The organism is Streptomyces asiaticus (assembly GCF_018138715.1).
In the GTDB taxonomy this organism is placed as follows: domain Bacteria; phylum Actinomycetota; class Actinomycetes; order Streptomycetales; family Streptomycetaceae; genus Streptomyces; species Streptomyces asiaticus.
In genome coordinates this window covers 8,196,465-8,218,292 of the sequence record NZ_JAGSHX010000006.1, presented here as the reverse complement: position 1 = coordinate 8,218,292, position 21,828 = coordinate 8,196,465, and the positions used below count along the sequence as shown (strand labels likewise).

At 72.3% G+C, this 21,828-nt stretch carries 18 protein-coding genes, 3 pseudogenes and 1 riboswitch; of the genes and pseudogenes, 12 read left to right on the top strand and 9 right to left on the bottom strand.

Going from position 1 to position 21,828, the window contains the following annotated elements; translation table 11 throughout:
• Nucleotides 1-5: 5 nt before the first annotated feature.
• Nucleotides 6-279, bottom strand: a pseudogene (locus KHP12_RS43115) (response regulator transcription factor); the annotation flags it as partial.
• Between the two features lie 81 nt (nt 280-360).
• The gene (locus KHP12_RS43110) at nt 361-1,674 is read right to left on the bottom strand and encodes an aspartate aminotransferase family protein (protein WP_086882880.1); all 1,314 of its coding nucleotides are present in this window, start codon (nt 1,672-1,674) and stop codon (nt 361-363) included.
• 98 nt (nt 1,675-1,772) lie between these two features.
• On the opposite strand from KHP12_RS43110, the gene KHP12_RS43105 reads away from it, so the two are divergent.
• Together KHP12_RS43105 and KHP12_RS43100 are read left to right on the top strand one after the other, a co-directional pair.
• Entirely contained in the window at nt 1,773-2,732 is a 960-nt protein-coding gene (locus KHP12_RS43105; RefSeq protein ID WP_086882879.1) for a LysR family transcriptional regulator, read from the top strand.
• Nucleotides 2,733-2,906: 174 nt separating this feature from the next.
• Nucleotides 2,907-3,638 carry a dienelactone hydrolase family protein gene (locus tag KHP12_RS43100; protein ID WP_211834505.1) on the top strand — a complete coding sequence of 244 codons (732 nt, stop codon included), beginning with the start codon at nt 2,907-2,909 and terminating at the stop codon, nt 3,636-3,638.
• A 29-nt stretch (nt 3,639-3,667) separates the two neighbouring features.
• On the opposite strand, the gene KHP12_RS43095 is transcribed toward KHP12_RS43100, so the two are convergent.
• Nucleotides 3,668-5,023 carry a glutamine synthetase family protein gene (locus KHP12_RS43095; protein ID WP_086882877.1) on the bottom strand — a complete coding sequence of 452 codons (1,356 nt, stop codon included), beginning with the start codon at nt 5,021-5,023 and terminating at the stop codon, nt 3,668-3,670.
• A gap of 235 nt (nt 5,024-5,258) precedes the next feature.
• On the opposite strand from KHP12_RS43095, the gene KHP12_RS43090 reads away from it, so the two are divergent.
• From KHP12_RS43090 to KHP12_RS43060, 7 genes and pseudogenes are all read left to right on the top strand, one after another.
• Nucleotides 5,259-5,834, top strand: a complete 576-nt coding sequence (locus tag KHP12_RS43090; RefSeq protein ID WP_037965120.1) for a MarR family winged helix-turn-helix transcriptional regulator — start codon at nt 5,259-5,261, stop codon at nt 5,832-5,834.
• Between the two features lie 118 nt (nt 5,835-5,952).
• The gene (locus KHP12_RS43085; RefSeq protein ID WP_211834504.1) at nt 5,953-7,464 is read left to right on the top strand and encodes an aldehyde dehydrogenase; all 1,512 of its coding nucleotides are present in this window, start codon (nt 5,953-5,955) and stop codon (nt 7,462-7,464) included.
• Nucleotides 7,457-8,386 carry a 3,4-dihydroxyphenylacetate 2,3-dioxygenase gene (locus tag KHP12_RS43080; protein ID WP_086882875.1) on the top strand — a complete coding sequence of 310 codons (930 nt, stop codon included), beginning with the start codon at nt 7,457-7,459 and terminating at the stop codon, nt 8,384-8,386. The genes KHP12_RS43085 and KHP12_RS43080 overlap by 8 nt, the downstream gene beginning before the upstream one ends.
• Before the next feature lie 11 nt (nt 8,387-8,397).
• A complete protein-coding gene (locus tag KHP12_RS43075; RefSeq protein ID WP_086882874.1) occupies nt 8,398-9,246 on the top strand; it encodes a fumarylacetoacetate hydrolase family protein in 849 nt (282 codons plus the stop codon).
• Between the two features lie 86 nt (nt 9,247-9,332).
• Entirely contained in the window at nt 9,333-10,694 is a 1,362-nt protein-coding gene (locus tag KHP12_RS43070; RefSeq protein ID WP_210609027.1) for a pyridoxal phosphate-dependent decarboxylase family protein, read from the top strand.
• Nucleotides 10,695-10,742: 48 nt separating this feature from the next.
• Nucleotides 10,743-11,549, top strand: a complete 807-nt coding sequence (locus KHP12_RS43065; protein ID WP_210609028.1) for an acetoacetate decarboxylase family protein — start codon at nt 10,743-10,745, stop codon at nt 11,547-11,549.
• Between the two features lie 152 nt (nt 11,550-11,701).
• A pseudogene (locus KHP12_RS43060) lies at nt 11,702-11,896 on the top strand (haloacid dehalogenase); the annotation flags it as partial.
• Here KHP12_RS43060 and KHP12_RS43055 read toward each other — a convergent pair.
• The 5 genes and pseudogenes from KHP12_RS43055 to KHP12_RS43035 all read right to left on the bottom strand — a co-directional run bounded on the left by KHP12_RS43055 (nt 11,875) and on the right by KHP12_RS43035 (nt 17,964).
• On the bottom strand, nt 11,875-14,262 hold the full coding sequence (locus tag KHP12_RS43055) for a glycoside hydrolase family 95 protein (RefSeq protein ID WP_246649280.1): 2,388 nt from the start codon (nt 14,260-14,262) through the stop codon (nt 11,875-11,877). The pseudogene KHP12_RS43060 and the gene KHP12_RS43055 sit on opposite strands and share 22 nt — an antisense overlap.
• A gap of 56 nt (nt 14,263-14,318) precedes the next feature.
• Nucleotides 14,319-15,053 (bottom strand): annotated as a pseudogene (locus tag KHP12_RS43050) (ThuA domain-containing protein); the annotation flags it as partial.
• 577 nt (nt 15,054-15,630) lie between these two features.
• A complete protein-coding gene (locus tag KHP12_RS43045) occupies nt 15,631-16,782 on the bottom strand; it encodes a Gfo/Idh/MocA family protein (RefSeq protein ID WP_211834502.1) in 1,152 nt (383 codons plus the stop codon).
• Nucleotides 16,767-17,048, bottom strand: a complete 282-nt coding sequence (locus KHP12_RS51865) for a hypothetical protein (protein ID WP_244202532.1) — start codon at nt 17,046-17,048, stop codon at nt 16,767-16,769. The genes KHP12_RS43045 and KHP12_RS51865 overlap by 16 nt, the downstream gene beginning before the upstream one ends.
• Nucleotides 17,049-17,169: 121 nt before the next feature.
• On the bottom strand, nt 17,170-17,964 hold the full coding sequence (locus KHP12_RS43035; protein ID WP_086879925.1) for an IclR family transcriptional regulator: 795 nt from the start codon (nt 17,962-17,964) through the stop codon (nt 17,170-17,172).
• Between the two features lie 252 nt (nt 17,965-18,216).
• Here KHP12_RS43035 and KHP12_RS43030 point away from each other — a divergent pair, with 252 nt between their 5' ends.
• Together KHP12_RS43030 and KHP12_RS43025 are read left to right on the top strand one after the other, a co-directional pair.
• Complete coding sequence (locus tag KHP12_RS43030) at nt 18,217-19,335, top strand: glycoside hydrolase family 99 protein (RefSeq protein WP_211834501.1); 1,119 nt, start codon at nt 18,217-18,219, stop codon at nt 19,333-19,335.
• A 145-nt stretch (nt 19,336-19,480) separates the two neighbouring features.
• A complete protein-coding gene (locus KHP12_RS43025; RefSeq protein WP_086879924.1) occupies nt 19,481-20,332 on the top strand; it encodes a putative RNA methyltransferase in 852 nt (283 codons plus the stop codon).
• A gap of 33 nt (nt 20,333-20,365) precedes the next feature.
• Here KHP12_RS43025 and KHP12_RS43020 read toward each other — a convergent pair whose 3' ends face one another.
• The gene (locus tag KHP12_RS43020) at nt 20,366-20,848 is read right to left on the bottom strand and encodes a molybdopterin-dependent oxidoreductase (protein ID WP_086879923.1); all 483 of its coding nucleotides are present in this window, start codon (nt 20,846-20,848) and stop codon (nt 20,366-20,368) included.
• A 437-nt stretch (nt 20,849-21,285) separates the two neighbouring features.
• Here KHP12_RS43020 and KHP12_RS43015 point away from each other — a divergent pair, with 437 nt between their 5' ends.
• Nucleotides 21,286-21,501, top strand: coding sequence for a hypothetical protein (locus KHP12_RS43015; protein WP_037961950.1), 216 nt, complete (start codon nt 21,286-21,288; stop codon nt 21,499-21,501).
• Nucleotides 21,502-21,569: 68 nt separating this feature from the next.
• Nucleotides 21,570-21,789: riboswitch (cobalamin riboswitch) on the top strand.
• Nucleotides 21,790-21,828 lie beyond the last annotated feature (39 nt).

The following is a 21,828-nucleotide window of genomic DNA, read 5'->3' as shown; positions in this document are numbered from 1 at the left end:
CCCCCCTACAGCCACCCGCGCTCGCGGGCGGTCCGCGCCGCCACATGGCGGTTCTCCGCGCCGAGTGTGGCCGCGGCGGCGGACAGGTAGTTGCGCACCGTCCCGGGCGACAGCGCGGCGCGGGACGCGATCTCCGCCATCGGTGCCCCCGGCATGGCTGGTGACGATCGTCGAGGCGCACTCCGGCAGCTCCTCGCGCAGCCGCGCCGCCACCGACACCCCGTCCCGCCCGGGTATCCGCATGTCCAGGACGGCCACGTCGGGGCGGCGGGGCCGGGAGGAGTGCGGTGTGTCATGAGTCCGCGTGACAGGTGTCATGCGGACTCATGAGACGGCGCCGGGTGGGCTCATGGCATGGCGTCAGAGGCCGCGGACGGCGTCGGTGAGCGCCTGGTCAAGGATGGCGACGCCACGGGCGATCTCCTCGTCGCTCGCGGTCAGCGGGGGCGCGATCCGGAAGGTGCCGCCCATGCCGGGCAGCTGGACGATGTTCATGTGCAGGCCGAGCTCGAAGCAGCGCCGGGTGACGGCCGCGCCGAGCCGGTCGGCGCCACCGGCGGCCGGCACCTGGTCACCGACCAGCTCCATCCCCAGCAGCAGCCCGCGGCCGCGGACGTCCCCGACGACATCGTGGCGGGCGGCGAGCTCATCGAGCTGCCCGCGCAGTGCCGTGCCGAGTTCCCGCGCACGCTTGTCGAGGTGGTCGCGGACCAGAACGTCGAGGACGGTGTTGCCGACGGCGGCCGGCAGCGGGTCGCTGGCATGGGTGGTGAAGAACAGGAACCCGCGGTCGTACGCCTGCTGCTCGATCTCCGGGCTGGTCAGCACGGCGGCCAGCGGCAGCCCCGCGCCGAGCGTCTTGGAGAGTGTGAGGATGTCCGGGACGACGCCCTCGTGTTCGAAGGCGTACCAGTCGCCGGTGCGGCACAGCCCGGTCTGGGCCTCGTCGAGGATCAGCAGCATGTCCCGCTCCCGGCACTTCTGGGCCAGGGCGGCGAGATAGCCCGGCGGGAGCTCGATGACGCCGCCGGAGCTGAGGATCGGCTCGACCAGGCAGGCGGCGAGGCTGCCGACCGACTGGGCGTCGATGAGGTCGAAGCCCAGGTCGAGCTGGCGGCGCCAGTCGAGCACACCCTCGGCGTCGACGATGTCGGGGTGGAAGCGGTCCGGTACGGGCAGCGCGAAGTTGCCCGGCGCGGCGGGTCCGTAGCCCTTGCGCCCGGCGCTGTAGGTGGCGTTCGCGGCGGCCTGGGTCATGCCGTGCCAGGACCGGGCGAACGAGACGATCTCATGGCGGCCGGTGACGAGTTTCGCCATCCGCACCGCGGCCTCGTTCGCCTCCGCCCCGGTGGTCAGGAGCAACGCCTTCTCGAGGGGGTCGGGCAGGGTCTCGGCCAGCCGCCGGGTGAGGTCGATGACCGGACGGCTGAGCATTCCGCTGTGCAGATGATCGAGGTGGGCGACCTGCTCGCGCACCGTGGCGACGATCTCCGGATGGGAGTGGCCGAGGATCGCGCTCATCTGGCCGGAGGTGAAGTCGAGCAGCTCGCGGCCGCTCTCGGTGTACACCGAGGTGCCCGCGGCGCGGGTGATCACCTCGGGGGTGAACGCGGCTCGGCCGGAATAGCGGATGAGGTGGCGCTCCACGGCGCCACCGGCTGTCTCGGGATCCATACGAACGACGTTAGGGATGCGCCACTGCGCGCGTCCATCGCACAGATCCGACCGTTCTGTTCGCCAGAACCGGACAGTGCCCCCGTAGAATCGCATCCATGCTCAACTCGGGTCGGCTACGGCTGCTCAGCCTGCTGGAAACCCTGGGCACCGTGCGCGCGGTCGCCGAGACGCTGCATCTGAGCGCGTCGACGGTGTCCCAGCAACTGGCGGTCCTGGAGACCGAGACCCGGTGCCGGCTGATCGAGCGGACCGGGCGGAAGGTGCGGCTGACCCCGGCCGGGCTGCTGCTGGCCCGCCGGGGCCGGGAGATCCTGGACCAGATGGCGGAGGCCGAGGCCGAGCTGCACGCCCTGAACGACGAGCCCATCGGCACCGTACGGCTCGGGGCGTTCCAGAGCGCGATCTACACCCTCGCGGTCCCGGCGGCGACCCGCCTGGCCACCACCCACCCACGGCTGCACCTGGAACTGCTCGAGCTGGAGCCGCACGAGGGCGGACCGGCCCTCCGCTCGGGCGAGGCGGACGTCATCGTCACCACCACCGACTACGTCGGCCTCTCGTGGGGCGCGGACCTCGAGATCATCCCACTGGGAACCGACCCGATCGTGCTGGTGCTGCCGCGCGACCACCCGCTCACCAGCCGTACGACGGTGAACCTCGCGGCGTGCGCGGAGGAGACCTGGGCGTGTGACCGACCGCAGTCGTACATGGCGGATCTGACCGTACGGCTGTGCCGGGAGTCGGGGTTCGAACCCCGGGTGGCCTGCCGGTTCAGCAACTATCTGATGCTGCTGCGCCATGTCGAGTCGGGCCGGTCGATCACCCTGCTGCCCGCCCTCGCCATCACCTCGGAACACGCCGTCGCCACCCGCGAGCTCAGCACACCGGTGCACCGCAACATCACCATCGCGGTGCGGCGCGGCACGACGCAGCGCGCCGCGGTGAACGCGGTCGTGGCGGCCCTGCGCGACCACCCCGAGATCCCGGCCCTGTCCGCCCCGAACCACCCGTCCGCCCCGAACCAGCGGAACCAGCACCCCGCCCGGGACCGCTGACGGCGGGGCGCGGGGCGCCGTGGCGCTACTGGCCTTCGTGGTATTTTCAGGGCCGCCGTGCGCTGCCGCGAACCGAGGAGGTGAGACCGATCAACACTGTGACAGATCGGGCCTCCTTCTCCCGCATGGCCTAGGGAGTGCCCGTGGAAGGCATCCCGAAAGGCTTGCGACGCAATGCGCTTCATCTCTGAAACGTCGTCCGACGGTGTCCGCGAACAGCTCTTCACCCTCGGTGAGATTCCCGGCGTGCTCTGGACGCCGGAGGGCGCCACCAGTGCCCGTCCCCTGATTCTGCTGGGGCACGGCGGTGGTCAGCACAAGAAGGCCCCGGACATCCTGGCCCGTGCACACCGCTTCGTGGCCGAGTGCGGTTTCGCGGCGGTGGCGGTCGATGTGCCCGGACACGGCGACCGGCCACCGCACGAGGAGTACGGCCGGATCGCCACCGAGAACCAGGCACGTGTGGAGGCCGGAGCGGAACTGGCCCCACTCATCGCCGAGTTCCAGGCGCTCGTGGCCCGCCAAACCGTCCCGGAATGGCGGGCGGTCCTGGACGCGGTGCGCCAACTCGACCACGTCGGCAACGGCCCGGTGGGCTACTGGGGGATCTCGCTGGGCTGCGGCCTCGGCGTTCCGTTCGTCGCCGCCGAACCCCGGGTCCGCGCGGCGGTGCTGGGCCTGGGCGGGGCCTCGGCCTCGGCCGAGGAAGCCGCCCGGATCACCGTCCCGGTGGAGTTCCTGGTGCAGTGGGACGATGAGCGGGTGCCACGCGACCAGAGCCTGGCGCTGTTCGACGCCCTGGCCTCGGCCGAGAAGACGCTGCACGCCAGCCCCGGCGCACACGCGGAGATCCCGGCCTTCGAGCTGGACAGCACGCTGAGGTTCTTCGCCCGGCATCTCGCCTGAGACCTCCGGCGCCTTGGGGAGGGCCGGCCTCAGATGAGCCGCGCGTACTCGCGGAACTCCCAGTCGGTGACGTACCGCTGGAACCTGGCGAGCTCATCGCGCTTGAAGGTGAGGAAGGCGTCGACGAAGGGCTTGCCGAGCACATCGGTGAGCTCGTCGTCGCCTTCCAGGGCGTCGAGGGCCCGGCCGAGGTCGGTCGGCAGCAGGGTGGCGGTGCCCCTGTCGCGGCCCTCGCCGGTCATCGGCGTCGGGGGCTCCTCGGCGGCGGCGATGCCCAGCTGGGCCGCGGCGAGCAGACCGGCGATGGCGAGGTAGGGATTGGCGGTGGCGTCGCCGAGGCGTGCCTCAAGTCGGGCGGCGCCGCCGCGCTCGGGCGGGACGCGCACCAGGGCGTTGCGGTTGTCCAGGCCCCAGTTGACCAGCCAGGGGGCCGTGGTGTCCGGGCCGAAGCGCTTGTACGAGTTGACGGTGGGGTTGAGCAGCGCGGAGAGCGCGGGGGCGTGGGCGAGCACGCCCGCCAGGGCGTGGCGCGCCGAGGCGGACAGCCCGTACGGCTCCCGGGGCGCGTCGAAGACGTTGCGGCCGTCCGCGTCCACGAGGGACAGGTGGACATGGAATCCCGAGCCGCCTCCGTCGTTGAACGGCTTGGCCATGAACGTGGCCAACCTGCCCTCCCCATGGGCGAGTTCCCTGACCGCCGCCTTGAAGCGAAAGGCCCGGTCCGCGGCGTCCAGCGCCTCGGAGTGGCTGAGGTTGATCTCGAACTGACCGCTGTCGAACTCCCGGTTGCCGCCGCTGACGTCGAGCCCGAGCGCGTGCAACGCCCGGAGGGTGCGCAGGAGGTGTCCGTCCGGGTCGCCCTTGCGGCCGGTCGTATAGACATGGCCCGGGGCGGGGGCGTAGCGCCGCCAGCCGACGGGCGAGTCCGGGTCCGGGTCGAGCAGGACGTACTCCAGCTCCGGCCCCACGACCGCGGTCAGATCCGCGTCGAGCAGCCGGCCGATGATCTGACGCAGCAGGTCACGGGGCGATTCGGGCACGGGCAGCCCGCTGTCCGGGTCCCGGACGTCGCCGATGCACCAGGCCACGCCCGGTTCCCACGGCACGGCGACGAGCGTGGTCAGGTCGGGGCGGACGAGGAAGTCCGGCATACCGGCTTCGAGGCCGCCGGGGATGGAGGAGTGATCGCCCAGGGCCGCGGTGTGGTACACGGCCCGGCTGAAGGCGAGCCCGTGGCCGACCGCATGCGGCAGATGGTGCAGCAGGATGTCCCTGCTCCGGTCGGAGCCCATCATGTCGGGATAGGCGACCCGTACGACGTCGATGCCCTCGGCCGCGAGCGCCTCGGTCCTCCGGTGGACCCGGTCGGCTGTCTCGGCGCTCAATGGTCACTCCCTGGAAGCGGGCCGGACGGTGTGCTCCGTTCCGGCCCCGTGCTCTGTTCCGGCCCCCGAGGGCGCCGGAATTATTTGATGCCAAACGAGGGAGGCCACACGATACGAGGCGGCCGGGCCGTCCACAAGGGTTGCCGTCACCCGGCATCCGGCGCGCTGGGGCTACATTTGAGCGCGAACGAATCACCCGGCGGCCCAGGCCGCCCGAAGCCGAGGAGGATCCACCGTGCCCGGGCGCCGCCGATCCATCGCCGAGACCGAACAGGCCGTCCAGGAACGACTCGGCGGTTTCGAGTTGCAGCGTGAACAGATGGCCGCCATCGCGAACATCCACCGCGCCGCCGCGGCCGTCCGCCAGCATCTCGAGAACTCCGCGCTGCGCCCGCACGATCTGACCTGGACCGGCTTCGTGGTGCTGTGGGTGCTGTGGATCTGGGGCGAGGCCGAGACCTGGTCGGTCGCGGAAGAGGCGGGCATCTCCAAGGGGACGCTGACCGGGATCGCGCGCACCCTGGAGTCGCGTCACCTGGTGGCCCGCGCGTCCCACCCCGAGGACGGGCGGCGCGTGCTGCTCTCGCTCACCCCCGAGGGCGAGGAGCTCATGGAGCGCCTCTTCCCCGCGTTCAACGCCGAAGAGGCGTTCGTCGCCACGCCGCTGAGCGCCGAGGAGTGCCTGCGGCTGGCCAACGGACTGCGCGCGATCGTGGCGCAGTTGGAGGAGCACGGCGAGGAGCGCCGACGGCAGCTGCTCGACGGAAGGGATCTCGCCCCGCGACGTTCGGGCCGCCGCTCCCGCCAGTGACCGCGCCCCGGGCACGTCCCCGGAGCGGCTCCCCAGGCCCCGGCCACCGGGGCGACCTTGACCCGGCCCCGTGGCACGTCTAGCTTGTTTGGGGTCAAACAAAATGGAGGACCGGGACATGCCCCAACGGCCGGACACAGCTGTGAGCGAGGCTCTGATCGCCGGTGTCGCCGTCGACACCCGGCACTGGATCGACGGCCGGCGCGTGGCGTCCGCCGACACCTTCCCCGACCTCTCACCCATCGACGGCAGCACCCTCGCCCGGATCGCCCGCGGCGGCTCCGACGAGGCCGAGGCCGCCGTGGCCGCCGCCCAGGCCGCCTTCCCCGGCTGGGCCGCCACTCCCCCGGCCGAGCGCGCCCGCGTCCTCCACGCCATCGCCGACGGCGTGGAGGAGCGTCTGGAGGAGCTGGCGATCGTCGAGACCACGGACAACGGCGCGCTGCTGCGCTCGCACCGCCGGGGTGTCATACCGCGTGCCGCCCGCAACTTCCGCTTCTTCGCGGACTGGCGGCTCACCCTGGGCCACGAGGACTTCACGACGCACACCGGCGGCCCCACCGGCCCCGGCCACACCCATCACATCAGCTGGGACCCGGCGGGCCCCTGTGTGCTGATCACGCCGTGGAACGCCCCGCTGATGCTGGCCACCTGGAAGGTCGCCCCGGCCCTGGCCGCCGGGAACACGGTGGTGCTCAAGCCCGCGGAGTGGTCCCCGCTGACCGCCTCACTGCTCGCGGACATCGCCGCCGAGGCGGGGCTGCCGCCCGGTGTCCTCAACGTGGTCCAGGGCCATGGCTCCGAGATCGGCGACGACCTCACCTCCCATCCGGACGTCCGCCGGATCAGTTTCACCGGCTCGGTCCCGACCGCCCGGCGCATCGCCGCCTCGGCCGCCCGGAACCTCACCCCGCTGAGCCTCGAACTCGGCGGCAAGTCACCGCTGTTGGTCTTCGCGGACGCGGATCTGGAACTGGCCGCCGACCTCGCCGTGGAGCAGTTCGACAACGCCGGGCAGGTGTGTCTGGCCGCCACCCGCCTCCTCGTCGAGGAGTCGGTCGCGGACGAGTTCACCGACCGCCTCCTGCGCAAGGCCGCCCGGCTGACGCAGGGCGATCCACGCGAGGAGGCCACCGACATCGGGCCCACCATCCACCCCCGCCAGCTCGAGCGGATCGACGGTTTCGTACGGCGAGCGATCGCGGCCGGGGCCCGCGTGGTCTTCGGCGGCGGCTCCCACACCCGGCTCGGCGGTCTGTACTACCGGCCCACCCTCCTCACCGATGTCGCCCAGGACTCGGAGATCGCGCAGGAGGAGGTCTTCGGCCCGGTGCTGACGCTCCAGACCTTCGCGGACGAGGCGGAGGCGATCCACCTCGCCAACGACACCCGCTACGGACTGGCCGCCACCGTGGCCACCGGCGACCACCGGCGCGCCGAACGCGTCACCGCCCGGCTGGTGGCGGGCACGGTCTGGGTCAACTGCTTCTTCGTACGCGATCTGCGGGCGCCCTTCGGCGGCTCCCGGCTCTCCGGCGTGGGCCGCGAGGGCGGCACCTGGAGCTTCGACTTCTACTGCGATCTGAAGAACCGCGTGACCGCCAGAGAGGGATTCAGCGACCATGGGTGAGATCGTCGGGGCGGGTCTGCTCGCCCACGTCCCCACCATCGTGCTCCCCGGGGAAACCCGGCGCGAGCTCAACGAGGGCAAGGAGATCACCCTGGTCACCGGCCTCCGGCAGCTCCGCGAGGACGTCTTCGGACGCGATGACTACGACACCGTGGTGGTCCTGGACTCCCACTGGGCCACCACGGTCGAGTTCGTCGTGACGGCCCACTCGCGGCGCGCGGGGCTGTTCACCTCCGACGAGCTGCCACGGGGCATGTGCCGGATGCCGTACGACTTCCCGGGCGATCCCGAACTCGCCCACGCCGTCGCCCGGTTCGCCGAGGCACACGGCACCTTCATCACCCCGATCGACGACCCCTTCCTGCCGATCCACTACGCCACCGTCAACCTCTGGAAGTTCCTGGGCGAGGGGCTGCCCGGCAAGCGGTGGATGACGATCGGGGTGTGCCAGACCGGCGACATGGAGGACCACTTCCGGCTGGGCCGGGCGCTGGCCGACGGCATCGCCGCCACCCCCGGCCGCCGTGTGCTCCTGATCGCCTCCGGCGCCCTCTCGCACACCTTCTGGCCACTGCGCGAGATCCGGGACCACGAGGCCAGCGACCCGCGCCATGTCTTCACCCCCCAGGCGAGGGCGGCCGACGAGGAGCGCATCGCCTGGCTCAAGGAGGGCCGCCACGGCAAGGTACTCGACACCATGGACGAGTTCTGGACGTACCAGCCCGAGGCGAGGTTCTTCCACTATCTGATGATGGCCGGCGCCCTCGGCGAGCGGGGGTGCGTGGCCCCGGCCCGCCAGTACGGCGCGTACGAGAACTCCGTCGGCACCGGCCAGGCCCACCTCTGGTTCGACCGCCCGGCGGACGGCTGGACCGGCACCGGCCCGGCCACGTCCGCCACCACCCCGTCCAGCCCCGCCTGAGGAGAGCCGACATGCCCGAGTACCGCCGCGTCCTCCTCGACGGCGCGGTCGTGGAGACCGTCCGCGAGGGCGATGAACTCCTCACCGGCGACGGCCGCCGCGTCGCGATCCACGAGGCACACCACCTGCCTCCCGTGGTCCCCTCCAAGGTGATCGCGGTCCACCTCAACCACCGCAGCCGCGTCGCCGAGTTCCGGGTCCGGCTCCCCGCCGCCCCCACCTACTTCCACAAGCCGACCTCGGCCCTCACCTCCCACCGGGGCGCCGTCGTCCGCCCCGAGGGCTGCAAGTGGCTCAACTACGAGGGCGAGGTGGCCATCGTCATCGGGAAGACCACGCGGAACATCGCGCCCCACCAGGCGGCGGAGCACATCGCCGGTTACACCATCGCCAACGACTACGGGCTGCACGACTTCCGGGACACCGACGCCGGTTCGATGCTCCGGGTGAAGGGGTCCGACACCCTGTGCCCGCTGGGGCCGGGACTGGTCACCGACTGGGACTTCCGCGGCAAGTATCTGCGCACCTACGTCAACGGCCGCCTGGCACAGGACGGGTCCACCGACGAGATGGAGTGGGACATGCACTACCTCGTCGCCGACATCGCCCGCACCATCACCCTCCACCCCGGTGACGTCCTGCTCTCCGGGACACCCGCCAACTCCCGCCCCGTACAGCCCGGCGACGTGGTCGATGTGGAGGTGGAGGGCCTGGGGCGGCTCACCAACCACATCGTCACCGGCCCGACCCCGATCCGCGGCGATGTCGGAGCGCAGCCCACCGCGTCGGAGGAGGTCCTGTCCACCGCCCTCGGGGGAGACTGGGAGTTCCGCGGCATCCGCCCGCCCAAGCGGCCCTGAGCACACCAGCTGCCCTGACCGCACCAGCTGCCCTGAACAGAATCTCCGGCCCGACCGCCCGACCGCCCGACCAAGGAGTGGACCACATGGATCTGAATGCCTGGCTCGCCACCGCCGTGGCGTCGAACGCCGACTGGGTGAAGAGCTTCGGCCCCTACCAGGCCCATCCGGCGCTGGCGGTCGACGACGACCGGTTCGCCGCCGCGTTCGAGGTCTTCACCGAGCGGCTCAAGGACAACTACCCCTTCTTCCATCCCCGTTACGCGGGCCAGATGCTCAAGCCACCGCATCCGGCGGCCGTCGTGGGCTACCTCACGGCGATGCTGATCAATCCCAACAACCACGCTCTGGACGGCGGCCCGGCCACCGCCGAGATGGAGCGGGAGGCCGTCCAGCAGCTCGCCACGATGTTCGGCTACGACACCCACCTCGGCCACCTGACCACCAGCGGCACCATCGCCAACCTCGAGGCGCTCTTCGTGGCACGCGAACTGCACCCCGACAAGGGCGTCGCCTACAGCACCGAGGCCCACTACACCCACGGCCGGATGTGCGGTGTCCTCGGAGTGGAGGGCCATCCGGTCCCGGTGGACGACCTGGGCCGGATCGATCTCGACGCGCTGGAGCGGGTCCTGCGGACCGGGCGCGTCGGCACCGTCGTGCTCACCGCCGGCACCACCGGGCTCGGCGCCGTCGAGCCGATCCACGAGGCGGCGGCGCTGCGCGAGCGCTACGGCGTGCGCATCCACGTCGACGCCGCCTACGGCGGCTTCTTCACCCTGCTGGCCGGGGCGCCGGGCCCGGAGGGCCTGCCCGAGGAGCCGTGGCGGGCCATCGCCGAGGCGGATTCCATCGTCGTGGACCCGCACAAGCACGGCCTCCAGCCGTACGGCTGCGGCGCCGTCCTGTTCCGCGACCCCTCGGTGGGCCGGTTCTATCTGCACGACTCGCCGTACACGTACTTCACCTCCGAGGAACTGCACCTCGGCGAGATCAGCCTGGAGTGTTCCCGCGCGGGTGCGGCGGCCGCCGCGCTGTGGCTCACCTTCCAGCTGATACCGCCCACGCGGGAGGGGCTGGGGCAGTCGCTCGCGGCGGGCCGGCGGGCGGCGCTGCGCTGGGCCGAACTGATCGAGGGTTCGGAGCACCTGGAGCTGTACCAGGCCCCGGAGCTGGACATCGTCAGCTACTTCCCGGTGACCGAGGCCGCCACGTTGTCCCAGATCGACGCGGCCAGCAACCGCGTCCTCCAGGAGGGGATGACGGACGGCGACCCCGTCTTCGTGAGCACGCTCCGCGTCGGCGCCGATCGGCTGACGGCCCTCCATCCGAAGCTCGTCCGGGACGCCGACGGGGCCCGCGTCCTGCGGAGTGTGCTGATGAAGCCGGAGTCCGAGGGCTATGTCGACCAGCTCCACGAGCGTCTGGAGCGGCTCGCGCGCACGTGACGGCCCCCCTTGAACCCCTCAGCCCATCCGCGTCAGGAGCGTGACGGCATGACCAGCGTCCGAGGCTACTTCCCGCCCAGGACCGCCACCGGCGCCGCGTCCCTCATCCCCGCCCCGCCGTGGCACTACTCCGGCGATCTGCTCACCATCGAGTACCGCACCGACCCCGCGCGGGTGCGTGAACTCCTGCCGGAGCCGCTGGAGCCCGCCGAGGAGGACCCGGGGGCGGTCGCGCTGATCTGGGCCGACTGGCAGTCCTGCGCGGCCGGTGGACGGGAGCTGCTGGATCCGGTGCTCTCCCAGTACAAGGAGACCTTCGCGGTCGTCCGCTGTACGTACCGGGGCCGGACGTACTCCCGCTGCGTCTACATCTGGGTCGACAAGGACTTCGCGATCGCCCGTGGCCTGCACCAGGGCTATCCGAAGAAGCTCGGCTCCATCCACCAGACCCGCCCCCACCCGTACGGGCCCGCCCCGCGCGTCGAGCCCGGCGCCCGGTTCGGCGCGACCCTCGCCGCGGCCGACCGGCGCCTCGCCCAGGTCGTGGTGACCCTGCGCGAGCCCTCCGGGACCGGTGGCTTCGTCAACGGCCACCCGATGGCCCACCACCGTCGGCTGCCGTCGATCGAGAACGGCAAGGGCCTCGCGCTCGACGAGCTGATCGAGTCCGGCGCCGCCTCCTTCGAGGGCGGTCAGCCGTGGGTCGGCGACGCCGAGCTGGAGCTGTTCGACTCCCCCACCGAGGAGCTGGCCCGGCTGGAGGTCCGCGAACCGATCGCCGCGTACTACCGCCAGGTCGGTGTGGTCTGGAACGGCGGCCGGCTGCTGGAGTCCGGCGCCCCGGGGGCCCGGTAGCGGCACCGGGCGGAACGGGGCCGACGGCGGCCACCGCCCGTGGCCCGCGCCCCGGTCTGCGACGATCTCCGCGTGGACCACCCGAACGACCAGTCGGTCGCCGACGCCGACAGCTTCCGCTACTACCCGGCGTACGCCTCCCCGCCCTGGATGTGGCCGTCGTCGGCGACACCTCCTACGACATCCTCAGCGGCGTACGGGCCGGGGCGGGGCTGGTCGCCGGGGTGCGCACCGGGGCCCACGGTGACGAGGCGTTCCGGGCGGCCGGGGCGACCCACGTACTGGACTCGGTGGCCGGCCTCCCCGCCCTGCTGCGGGGAGGCGGTCAGGCGGGACGGACCACATAGGTGGCGCCCGCGTTCGCGGTGAAGGCCGTGACCCCCGGCTCCGGCCGGGTGGTGGCGACGGGTGCGTCCCCGGAGGTCACCCGCACCGCCTTCGCCGTGCGCAGCCGCGCAGGGCCTCCGGCCCTGGCCCCCAGCCGCGCCTCGCTCAGCGCACCGCCCCGCCAGCTGACGTCCACGTCGAAACCGCCCCGCACCAGCAGGCCCCGCACACTCCCGTCCGGCAGGTTCGACGGGAGGGCGGGCAGCAGATGCAGTTCGTCGTGCTGGCTCTGCAACAGCCATTCGGTCACTCCGGCGCAGGCGCCGAAGTTGCCGTCGATCTGGAACGGCGGATGCAGATCGAAGAGGTTGGGGGCGGTGCGCTCCGGGGTGAGCAGATCGGTGAGCAGCTTGTAGGAGCGGTCCCCCTCCTGGAGCCGCGCCCAGAAGTTGATCTTCCAGGCGAGCGACCAACCGGTCCCCGCGTCACCGCGCTGGACGAGGGTGGTGCGGGCCGCGGCGAACAGCTCCGGGGTGCGCGTCCGGCTGATCTGGTTGCTCGGATGCAGCCCGTACAGATGGGAGACATGGCGGTGCTGCTGCTCGGGGGCGCCCGCGTCCCAGTCCTGCTGCCACTCCTGGAGCTGACCCCGCGCGCCGACCTTCATCGGGGCGAGCCGTCCGCGCGCGGCGAGCACCTGGTCCCGGAAGGCGGCGTCGGTGCCGAGGAGGTCGGCGGCCGAGGCCACCGCGCCGAACAGGTCGCGCAGCAGCTGCATGTCCATCGTCGGCCCGGCGCACAGCGAGCCGCCGCCCCCGCCGTGGTGGGCGTTCTCCGGGGAGACGGAGGGGCAGGTGACCAGCGCGCCCGTGGTCGGGTCGGTCACCAGCGCGTCGAGGAAGAACTGGGCGGCGCCCTTGAGCACGGGGTAGCGCGCCCGCAGCTTCGCCGTGTCGCGGGTGTAGCGATAGTGCTCCCAGATGGCCATGGACAGCCAGGCGCCACCCATCGGCCACATGCCCCAGAACGCGCCGTCCACGGGCGCCGTGCCGCGCCAGGCGTCGGTGTTGTGGTGGGTGACCCAGCCGTTCGCGCCGTACTGGGTACGCGCCGTCGACTGCCCGGCCACGGCGAGCTCGTCGAGCAGCGCGAAGACCGGCTCCCAGCACTCCAGGAGGTTGGCGGGGGCGGCCGGCCAGTAGTTCATCTCCGTATTGATGTTGATGGTGTACTTCGAGCCCCAGGGCGGGCTCGTCAGGTCGTTCCAGATGCCCTGGAGATTGGCCGGCTGGGTGCCGGGGCGGGATGCCGCGATGAGCAGATAGCGGCCGTACTGGAAGTGCAGCTCGATCAGTTGCGGATCGCCGCCGGAGGCGAAGCGGGTGACGCGCTCGTCGGTGGGCAGGGCCGCCGCGTCGCTGGTGCCCACGTCCAGCGAGGTACGGCGGAACAGCGCGCGGTGGTCCTCGACATGGCGGCCGCGCAGCTGTCCGTACGGGCGGTTCGCCGCCGGGTTGAGGTCCGCCGCCGCCCGGCCCACCGCGTCGCCGTGGGCGTTCTCCCAGTTCACATAGGTGGTGCCGATGGCCACCAGAACGGTGGCCGCGTCGGCGCCCCGGACGGTGACGGTTCCGCCCGCGCTGGTGGTGGTGCCGCCCTCGGCGAGCACCCGCACCAGCGCGCGGAACCCCACCGCGCCGTCCACGCCGCCCGTGGCATCGCCGGTCCCGTCGAGCGCGGCGGTGAGCGGGTCGGGCGAGGACAGGGAGGTGTGCAGCGGGCTGTCGAACGTGGCGCCGAAGGACAGGGCACCCTTCTTCGACGCGGACAGCCGGACGACGATGACGCGGTCGGGAGCGCTGGCGAACGCCTCGCGGGTGTAGGTCACACCGTCGCGGGTGTAGGTGGTGGTGGCGATCGCCGAGTCCAGGTCCAGGTCCCGCCGGTAGCCGGACACCGTGCCGCCCGTCGGCAGCGTCAGGAGCAGATTGCCGACGGTCTGGTACTGGGCCTGGCCGCCGGGCACACCGAGGAAGTCGGAGTTGATCAGCGTCTCGGCCTCGGGCCACGTGCCGTCGAAGACGAGCTGCCGGATGCGGGGCAGGGCGGCAAGACCCTTGTGGTTGTCGTAATTCCGCGGCCCGCCCGCCCAGACGGTGTCCGCGTTGAGCTGGAGCCGCTCGGTCTCGGTGCCCCCGAACACCATCGCGCCGAGCCGCCCGTTGCCCAGCGGCAGGGCGCTCAGCCAGTCGGCGGCGGGCGCGCGGTACCACAGCGCAAGCGGCCGGTCCGCCGCCTGGTGGCCGCCGTGCTGAGCGGCGTGGGCGGCCCCGGCGGGCAGGCCGGTGGTGGCGAGGCCCGTGGTGGTCGTGGCGGCGAGGGCCATGAACCGCCGGCGCGGGACGTCGGGGGTCACTTGGCCACGCCCATGGCGTAGGTGATGCCCATGGCGTAGGTGATGCCGCCGAGGAGGTGCTGCCGGAAGGCGGGCTCGGCGTAGGACTCCTTGGTGTGCCCGAGGCCGGTGTAGAAGGCCCGGCCGCCCTTGTACGCCTGGTACCAGCTGATGGGGTGGTCGCCGTTCATGGTGCCGCCGCTGTACGAGGACTCGTCCAGCGCGGCGAGCACGTGCACGGTGGCCGTACCGCGCGGATTGGTGCGGTAGTTGTACCACTCGTCGGTGCGCACCCAGGTGTTTCCGAGGTGGGCCGTCGCCGGGTGGCCGTGGTCCTCGACTTTCACCGTGGCCTGCTGGATCGCCGGGTGGGACTGGAACCAGGCACCGCACAGGCCGCCGTAGAACGGCCAGTCGTACTCGGTGTCGGCGGCGGCATGCACCCCCGCGTAGCCACCGCCCGCCGCGATATAGCCCTCGAAGGCCGTCTGCCGGGCCGTGTCGAGGACGTCGCCGGTCGTGGACAGGAAGACCACGGCGGCGTAGCGGGCGAGGTTGCCGGGGGTGAAGGCGGCGGCGTCCTCGGTGGCGTCGACGGCGAACCCGGCCTGGGTGCCCAGTTGCCGGATGGCGGCGATGCCGTCGGGGATGGAGTCGTGCCGGAAGCCCGCCGTCTTGGAGAACACCAGCACCCGGCCCGCCTTCGGCCGCCTGCGGACGGGCGCGGCCCACGCGGGCGCGTTCGCCGCGGTGATCAGGACGGCACCGGCCGCGGCCTTCATCACGGAGCGGCGCGGGGCGGGGCCGGGGACGGGCAGGTCGGGACGTTTCCTGTGCACGGGGAACCTCCGGGGAGAAGTGTGATTCTCAAAGGGGGTTGGGCACAGCGCGCGCCGTCGCGCCTGGGGCGCCGCACGGATGCGAGCCTCGGTGAGGGGGATGGACCGCGTCCGTTGAGCGTAAGGGGACCGTACCGAGCCGGCCCCACTTTGCAAAGCCCGTTGACAAAATCCTGTGCCCGGTCATCCGTTCACCGCCTCGTGGGCGCGGGACAGCCCTCCGTATGCGGTGGGGGATACTCGCGGACGTGCTGAGCACAGGCGCGCGCCGCCGCGCCGCGGTACGGGCCTTCGGCAGGGTGGAGGGGACCCTTGTGCCCGTACTCGACACCGCCCTACGGGGTGTCCGGCGGAACTGTCCCCTCCCCGCCCCTTCCCGCAGCACCGATATGCGGCTCCGCCGCGTGGCAGGGGCTCCGCCCCTTTACCCCCGGGGTCTGGGGCGGAGCCCCAGTTGTGGGAAGGGGCGGGGAGGGGGAAGCATCGATATGCGGCTCCGCCGCGTGGCCCGCCGCGGGCGTCACGATCTGTCGGACACCCCCTGGCCATGGCCCGCCGACATGAAAAGCTCGTCGGCGAAGGGCACGGGCTCGGGACGGGAACATGTGGTGCCGACCGGCAGCGAGATCCGCTCCCGGACGGCGTCGAGCAGGGTGAGCATCACGTCCAGGACATGGCGGGCGAGCTCGGCGGAGGTCCGGTGCGGACGGCCCTCCACCAGCGCCCGAGCCATGTCGGCGAGGCCGTAGCCCCGGGTGGAGCCCAGGTATCCGGCCGACGGCGCCAGCGGCTCCCAGGTGCCACCGCGCCAGAGTTCCACCGGGCCGTCGAAGGTGTTGGGATCCGGCACCGACAGCGAGCCCTCACTGCCGTGGACTTCGATGCGCGGCAGCCGGGCCGCGTGCACATCGAAGCTCATCAGCAGTGTGGTGAGCGCGCCGCCTCGATGCTCCAGAACCCCCGTGACATGGGTGTCCACCTCCACCGCGAAGCGTCCGCCCGCGCGCGGCCCGCTGCCGATACTCCGCTGCGCGCGCGGCCGGGAGGCCGCCCCGGTGACCCGGACCACCGGGCCCAGCAGGTGCACCAGGGCGGACAGATAGTACGGGCCCATATCCAACAGCGGCCCGCCGCCGGGCCGGTAGTAGAACTCCGGGTCCGGATGCCACACCTCGGGTCCGGCGGTGGCCATGAAGGCGGTGGCCGCGACCGGTGTGCCGATGAGCCCGTCGTCCACGGCCCTGCGCGCGGTCTGGGTGCCCGGGCCGAGCACGGTGTCCGGCGCGCAGCCGACCCGCAGCCCCGCTCGCCCGGCCCCGACCAGGATGGCGTCGGCCTCCTCGCGGGTGCCGGACAGCGGCTTCTCGCCGTACACATGCCGGCCCGCGGCGAGCGCGGCCAGCGCCACCTCGGCGTGCGCCGCCGGGATGGTCAGGTTGAGTACGGCGTCGACGTCCTCGCGTGCCATCAGCTCGCCGGCCGACGCGGCGACGGCCACGCCCTTCGCGGTCTCGGAGGACGCCTCGGCGGTTTTGGCCGCGGCTTCGGCGCGGGCCCGGTTGAGGTCGGTCACGGCGGTCAGGCGCAGTCCCGGCAGGCGCGCCAACGTGTCCAGATAGGCCCCGCTGATCTTCCCCGCCCCGACCAGCCCTATCCTCAGCGGCTCGCCCACAGTGGTCCCCTCCCGGTCAGTCCCCGCGCCTGCGGCGCCCATCTGCTCGTCTCGTTCGTCGTCACGGCCTCTGCACGCTCCCGGTTGAGGGCCAGACGGTGCAGGTCCTCGACATCGCTGGGGTCGCGGCCGCGCAGCAGCGGGGCGAGACAGCCCTGAGACGCCGTCAGGAAGGTGCGTACGGTGGTGATGCGGAGCTTGTCGCCGCGCTCCTCCGCCCAGGGGGCCTTTGCCAGTGGGAGGTGCGGCTCGCGCGGCGCGGACATACGCTCCCATTCCCATAGCCGAATGGCGATCGTCCATTCGAACGTAAAGAGGGTTCAGGGGCGGTGTCAATGTCCGTACCGGGATCCGGCCGGACCCGGGCGCCCGGCGGTGTGCGGAGGCTCAGTGCTCCCCGAGGCGCTTCAGCAGCGTCCGCAACGAGTGGGCCGCCTCGGTGACATGGGCGGCGATCTCGCTCAGCCGGGCGTCGTCCATGCGGCTGCGCGGCGCCGAGCAGCTGATCGCGGCGCCGCCGCCGTACCCGGTGCCGAGCGGGACCGCCACACAGCGGATGTCCACCGAACTCTCGCCCTCGTCCGCCGCCCAGCCGCGCTTGCGGGCGTCGGCGAGCTGGGCGAGGAGCTCGTCCGGGTCGGTGACGGTGCTCGGAGTCAGCGCCTCCAGCGGCCAGTTGAGGCGGCGCTGGACCTCCGCCGCGTCGTACTGGGACAGGATCGCCTTGCCGAGCGCGGTGGCGTGCGCGGGCAGCCGGCGGCCGACCGCCGAGTACATCCGCAGGGCGTGCCGGGATTCGCGCTTGGCCAGGTAGACGACATCGGTGTGGTCCAGCCGTCCGAGGTGGACGGCCTCGCCCGTCTCCTCGGCCAGCAGGTCGAGCACGGGCCCGGCGATCCCGGCCAGGTCGTCGCTCTCCAGATAGGCGGTGCCGGTCAGCAGCGCCTTGAGGCCGAGGCTGTACAGCGTTCCGGACGGGTCGGTCTCCACCCAGCGGCGGGACTCCATGGTGCGCAGCACCGCGTGCAGGCTGCTCTTGGGCACGGACAGGGTGCTCGCCATGTCGGCGAGCGAGAGCCGGGCGCCCTCGGCACCCAGGAGTTCGAGCACTTCCAGGACGCGCGCCGCGGACTTGACGTCCTCGTGACGCCGGACCCGCGCTGCTCCCGACACCGATTCCACGCCAGCCTCCGCTCCCCGGCCCGGCGCCCCGCCGACCCCGGCCCCCGACAACTTCCGTAGCTCGTCTTGACGCTATATCACGGCAAGCCTATGTTCCGTTACTCCAACGCCATTCGGTTTCCTGAACGCTTCGCATCGGGCGAGGGCTCATATGCAGACAGCCATGTGCTGTACGCGGCGGCGCCGGCCGGCCCCGAGGACCCCCGCTGACGAGGGTTCCGAGGTGCCCCTCCACCACGGAAGGAACGTGAGATGGCACAGAGCCCCGGCACCTCGCGCCGGACCTTTCTGACCCGCACGGCCGCGGGCGTCGCCCTGGGCGCCGGGTCCCCCGCCGCGGCGGAAGGCCGGGCGGCGGCCGCCGTGCCCGCCGCCTCCAGTTCACCGGCGGCCCGGCTCGCGCCCTCGCCGGACGTGCACATCTTCTCCTACCCCTGGTACGGCAGCCCCGCGGTCAGCGGCTCCTGGCGCCACTGGTCGCAGGGCGGCCTCACCCCGCCCGACCGGATCGGCTCCGACTTCTACCCGGTGGCCGGTGCGTACGACTCCGGCGACCGCGCCGTGGTCGACCGCCACATGGGGTGGCTGGCCCAGGCCCGCACCGGTGTGCTCGTCACCAGTTGGTGGGGGCGGGGCGGCTACGAGGACCAGCGGGTGCCGCTGCTCCTGGACGCGGCGGCCGCACACGGGCTCGAGGTGGCCTGGCACATCGAGCCGTACGCCGGACGCACCGCGCGGTCCGTCGTGGACGACATCGGCTATCTCATCCAGCGGTACGGCGGCCATCCGGCCTTCCACCGGGACGCGGCACACGGCAACCGTGGCGCGTACTACGTCTTCGAGTCCCTGCGGATCGCCGACTGGACCCCGCTGGACCAGGTGGCCGACCGGGCGATCGTGCTTGCCCAGACCACGGACGTGTCAAAGGTGGCGCACTTCGGCGGCATGTACACCTACGACGCCATCGCCGCGGGCAACAATCCGCAGTGGGCCGGTCCGGCCGCGTACTGCCGCGACCACGGCATGGTCTGGGCGCCGTCCATCGGCCCCGGCTACATCGACGACCGCGCCGTGCCCGGCAACACCACGCCCACCCTGGAGCGCGCGGACGGCGCCACCTACGACCTGGAGTGGAACAACGCCCTCTCCCCGGCCAACGGGGGCCCGCCCACCTGGGTCTCGATCACCTCGTTCAACGAGTGGCACGAGGGCAGCCAGATAGAACCCGCCACCGCCACCCCACCCACGGCGCTGAGCTACCGGACCTACAACGGGGCGTACGGGCGGACGGGCCGCGCGGCCGAGACGGCCTATCTCGACCGCACCGCGTACTGGGTGGGCCGCTTCGAGGCCGCCGCCCGCCGCCGCTGAGGCCGCCGGGCGGCCGCGCCGGGCGGACTGGCCGCGAAGGAACGAGCGCGCCCGCCGGCCGCGGCAGGGGGCGGGTGTGCGGCACCCCCGGATCATCCGCATAGGCTGGGACCCTGTCAGGACAACGGCGGTAACGGGGGACACGATGCGGAAAGAGGCGGTTCGGTACCTTCACTGCCCGTACTGCTCCGGCGCCATGACGATGACCGACGGCACGCTGGAGTGCTCGCAGGGGCACAACTTCGACGTGGCGAAGCAGGGGTACGTCAATCTGCTGCGTGGCGCCGCCAAGTTCAGCGCGGACACCGCCGCCATGGTGGCGGCCCGCGCGGACTTCCTGGCCGCCGGTCACTACGCGCCGATCGCCGGGGCGCTGGCCGCGCTGGCGCGCGAGACGGCACCGGAGGCCGCGGGCGGGGACCCCGGCTGTGTCGTGGACATCGGTGGCGGCACGGGCTATCACCTTGCCCGGGTGATGTCGGAGTTCCCGGACTCCGAGGGGATCCTGCTCGACATCTCCAAGTTCGCCGCCCGCCGGGCCGCGCGGGCGCACCCCCGGATCAGCGCGGTGGTGGCCGACGCCTGGGACGGGCTGCCGCTCGCCGACGGGGCCGCGTCGGTGGTCCTCAATGTCTTCGCGCCGCGCAATCCGGCCGAGCTGCGGCGGATTCTGCGCCCCGAGGGTGTGCTGCTGGTGGTGACGCCCCGGCCGGATCATCTACGGGAACTGGTGGCGGCGCTGGGGCTGCTGCGGGTGGGCGAGCAGAAGGACGAGCGGCTGGCGGACCGGCTCTCGGCGCATTTCACCGAGGTGGCCCGCGAGCGGTCGCGGAGCACCATGGCACTGGACCACAAGGCCCTGCCGCAGCTGGTGGGGATGGGCCCCAACGCCTGGCATCAGCAGAGCGAGCGGCTGGAGGAGCGCATCGCGCGGCTGCCCGAGCCCTGCGATGTGACGCTGTCCGTCACGCTCACGGCGTACCGTCCGCTGATCTGACGCCCGGCCGCCACCGGGCTCCACCAGGGGCCATCACGTCCAGACGGTGTATCCGCCGTCCACGCGGATCGCCTCGATGCCGCTGATGTACCGGGCGCCGCAGCGGTCCTGGGGCAGGACGAGCTGGGGGCCCGCGCGGTCGAGCGGAGTGTCGTCGATGGTGACCGCGAGCAGGACCGGGGCGCGGCCGAAGTCCGGGTCGATCTCGGCCCAGGACAGCAGCGCGCGGTGGCCGTCCGCGCCGCGTACGGCGATCAGGAAGCGCAGCCGGTCCTTGCGCCGGGCGGGGTCGAAGCCGGGGCCGGCGGCGACCAGGACGTCGTGCAGGAACGGCCCGGTGAAGCGGTGGCGCTGGATGCCGCTGGTGGCGCAGTCGAAGCTCACCTGCGCCCGGTGCTGGGGCCAGGTGAGCAGCTCGGACACCGTCAGCCGGGCGGGGCGGGTCAGATCGCCGGTGAGAGCGACTTCCGCCATTGGACCGGCGGCCGTACTGGCAGCTGCGAGGGAGTCACTCACGGGCTACCACCTCCTGGAGGAGCGTTACCCGAACACCCATCCCAGGCAAACGCACATGCCATGCCGATAGACCAAAGATCACGCAGATGCGAGGAAGAAATCTGAATTTCCCTCGTATCTGCGGCTGAGGCAATCAGCTCACCGATGGCTCGGGTGACGACGGGACCGCAGGCGCCAGAGCCGACCGCCATGGACGCGTGAAGAGGCCCCGCCGAGGCCCGCCGAGCCCAGCGAGATCGCCAGCAGACTGATGCTCGCGCTTCGCTCTCCGAGACCCTCGTCGACAAGGACGACGCACGGCTCGGCGGCGCATGATGTGACAGCGGGTGACGCGTTACCCCATTGGGGGGACGTTGGGCCGCGATCCGTCCGACAAAGGGGCACCATGCATGCGAAGCCGGTCATTTCCGGCCGCTCATTCCCAGCAAGGAGTTCCTATGCGTATGCGGACCGCCCTGTCCACGCTCGCTCTCACCGCCGCGTCCCTCGCCGTCGGCGCGACCGGTGCCCTCGCGGAGGACGGCCCCGATGTCACCGTCGACAACACCAGCAGCACGACCACGACCTTCCCCGGCGTATGCGCCAGCAACCAGTTCTCCTTCGTCACCGTCCCGGTCAATCTGGTGGGCCAGTCGGACTCCAGCTCGTGCTGACCCCCCGCTCCACGAGCCCGTGAGGAGCGGCACCCCCGGCCGACACGGCCGGGGGTTTCCCATGCCGTAGGCTGGCCGGCGCAGCTGGTTCGCCCCGTCCGCCAGGCGGGACGTCGCAAGAGGGAACCCGGTGGGAATCCGGGACTGCCCCGCAGCGGTGAGCGGGAACGACCGCCGTCATACGCACTGGGTCCGGTGAGAGGGACCTGGGAAGCGACGGCCAGTAGGTGTCCTCCTGAGGAGGGCGCGCCCGTGAGTCCGAAGACCTGCCATCTGCCCGCGTACGGACCACCCGTGCGCGGACATCCCGGTGACCTCGAGGGCGGG

Bases quoted from the DNA above. Each gene is read 5' to 3' on its own strand.
- KHP12_RS43030 (WP_211834501.1), top strand. From the start codon at position 18,217: ATGGCACAGAGCCCCGGCACCTCGCGCCGGACCTTTCTGACCCGCACG.
- KHP12_RS51865 (WP_244202532.1), bottom strand. From the start codon at position 17,048: ATGTCCGCGCCGCGCGAGCCGCACCTCCCACTGGCAAAGGCCCCCTGG.
- KHP12_RS43075 (WP_086882874.1), top strand. From the start codon at position 8,398: ATGCCCGAGTACCGCCGCGTCCTCCTCGACGGCGCGGTCGTGGAGACC.
- KHP12_RS43015 (WP_037961950.1), top strand. From the start codon at position 21,286: ATGCGTATGCGGACCGCCCTGTCCACGCTCGCTCTCACCGCCGCGTCC.
- KHP12_RS43105 (WP_086882879.1), top strand. From the start codon at position 1,773: ATGCTCAACTCGGGTCGGCTACGGCTGCTCAGCCTGCTGGAAACCCTG.
- KHP12_RS43070 (WP_210609027.1), top strand. From the start codon at position 9,333: ATGGATCTGAATGCCTGGCTCGCCACCGCCGTGGCGTCGAACGCCGAC.
- KHP12_RS43055 (WP_246649280.1), bottom strand. From the start codon at position 14,262: ATGGCCCTCGCCGCCACGACCACCACGGGCCTCGCCACCACCGGCCTG.
- KHP12_RS43080 (WP_086882875.1), top strand. From the start codon at position 7,457: ATGGGTGAGATCGTCGGGGCGGGTCTGCTCGCCCACGTCCCCACCATC.
- KHP12_RS43110 (WP_086882880.1), bottom strand. From the start codon at position 1,674: ATGGATCCCGAGACAGCCGGTGGCGCCGTGGAGCGCCACCTCATCCGC.
- KHP12_RS43025 (WP_086879924.1), top strand. From the start codon at position 19,481: ATGCGGAAAGAGGCGGTTCGGTACCTTCACTGCCCGTACTGCTCCGGC.
- KHP12_RS43100 (WP_211834505.1), top strand. From the start codon at position 2,907: ATGCGCTTCATCTCTGAAACGTCGTCCGACGGTGTCCGCGAACAGCTC.
- KHP12_RS43085 (WP_211834504.1), top strand. From the start codon at position 5,953: ATGCCCCAACGGCCGGACACAGCTGTGAGCGAGGCTCTGATCGCCGGT.
- KHP12_RS43065 (WP_210609028.1), top strand. From the start codon at position 10,743: ATGACCAGCGTCCGAGGCTACTTCCCGCCCAGGACCGCCACCGGCGCC.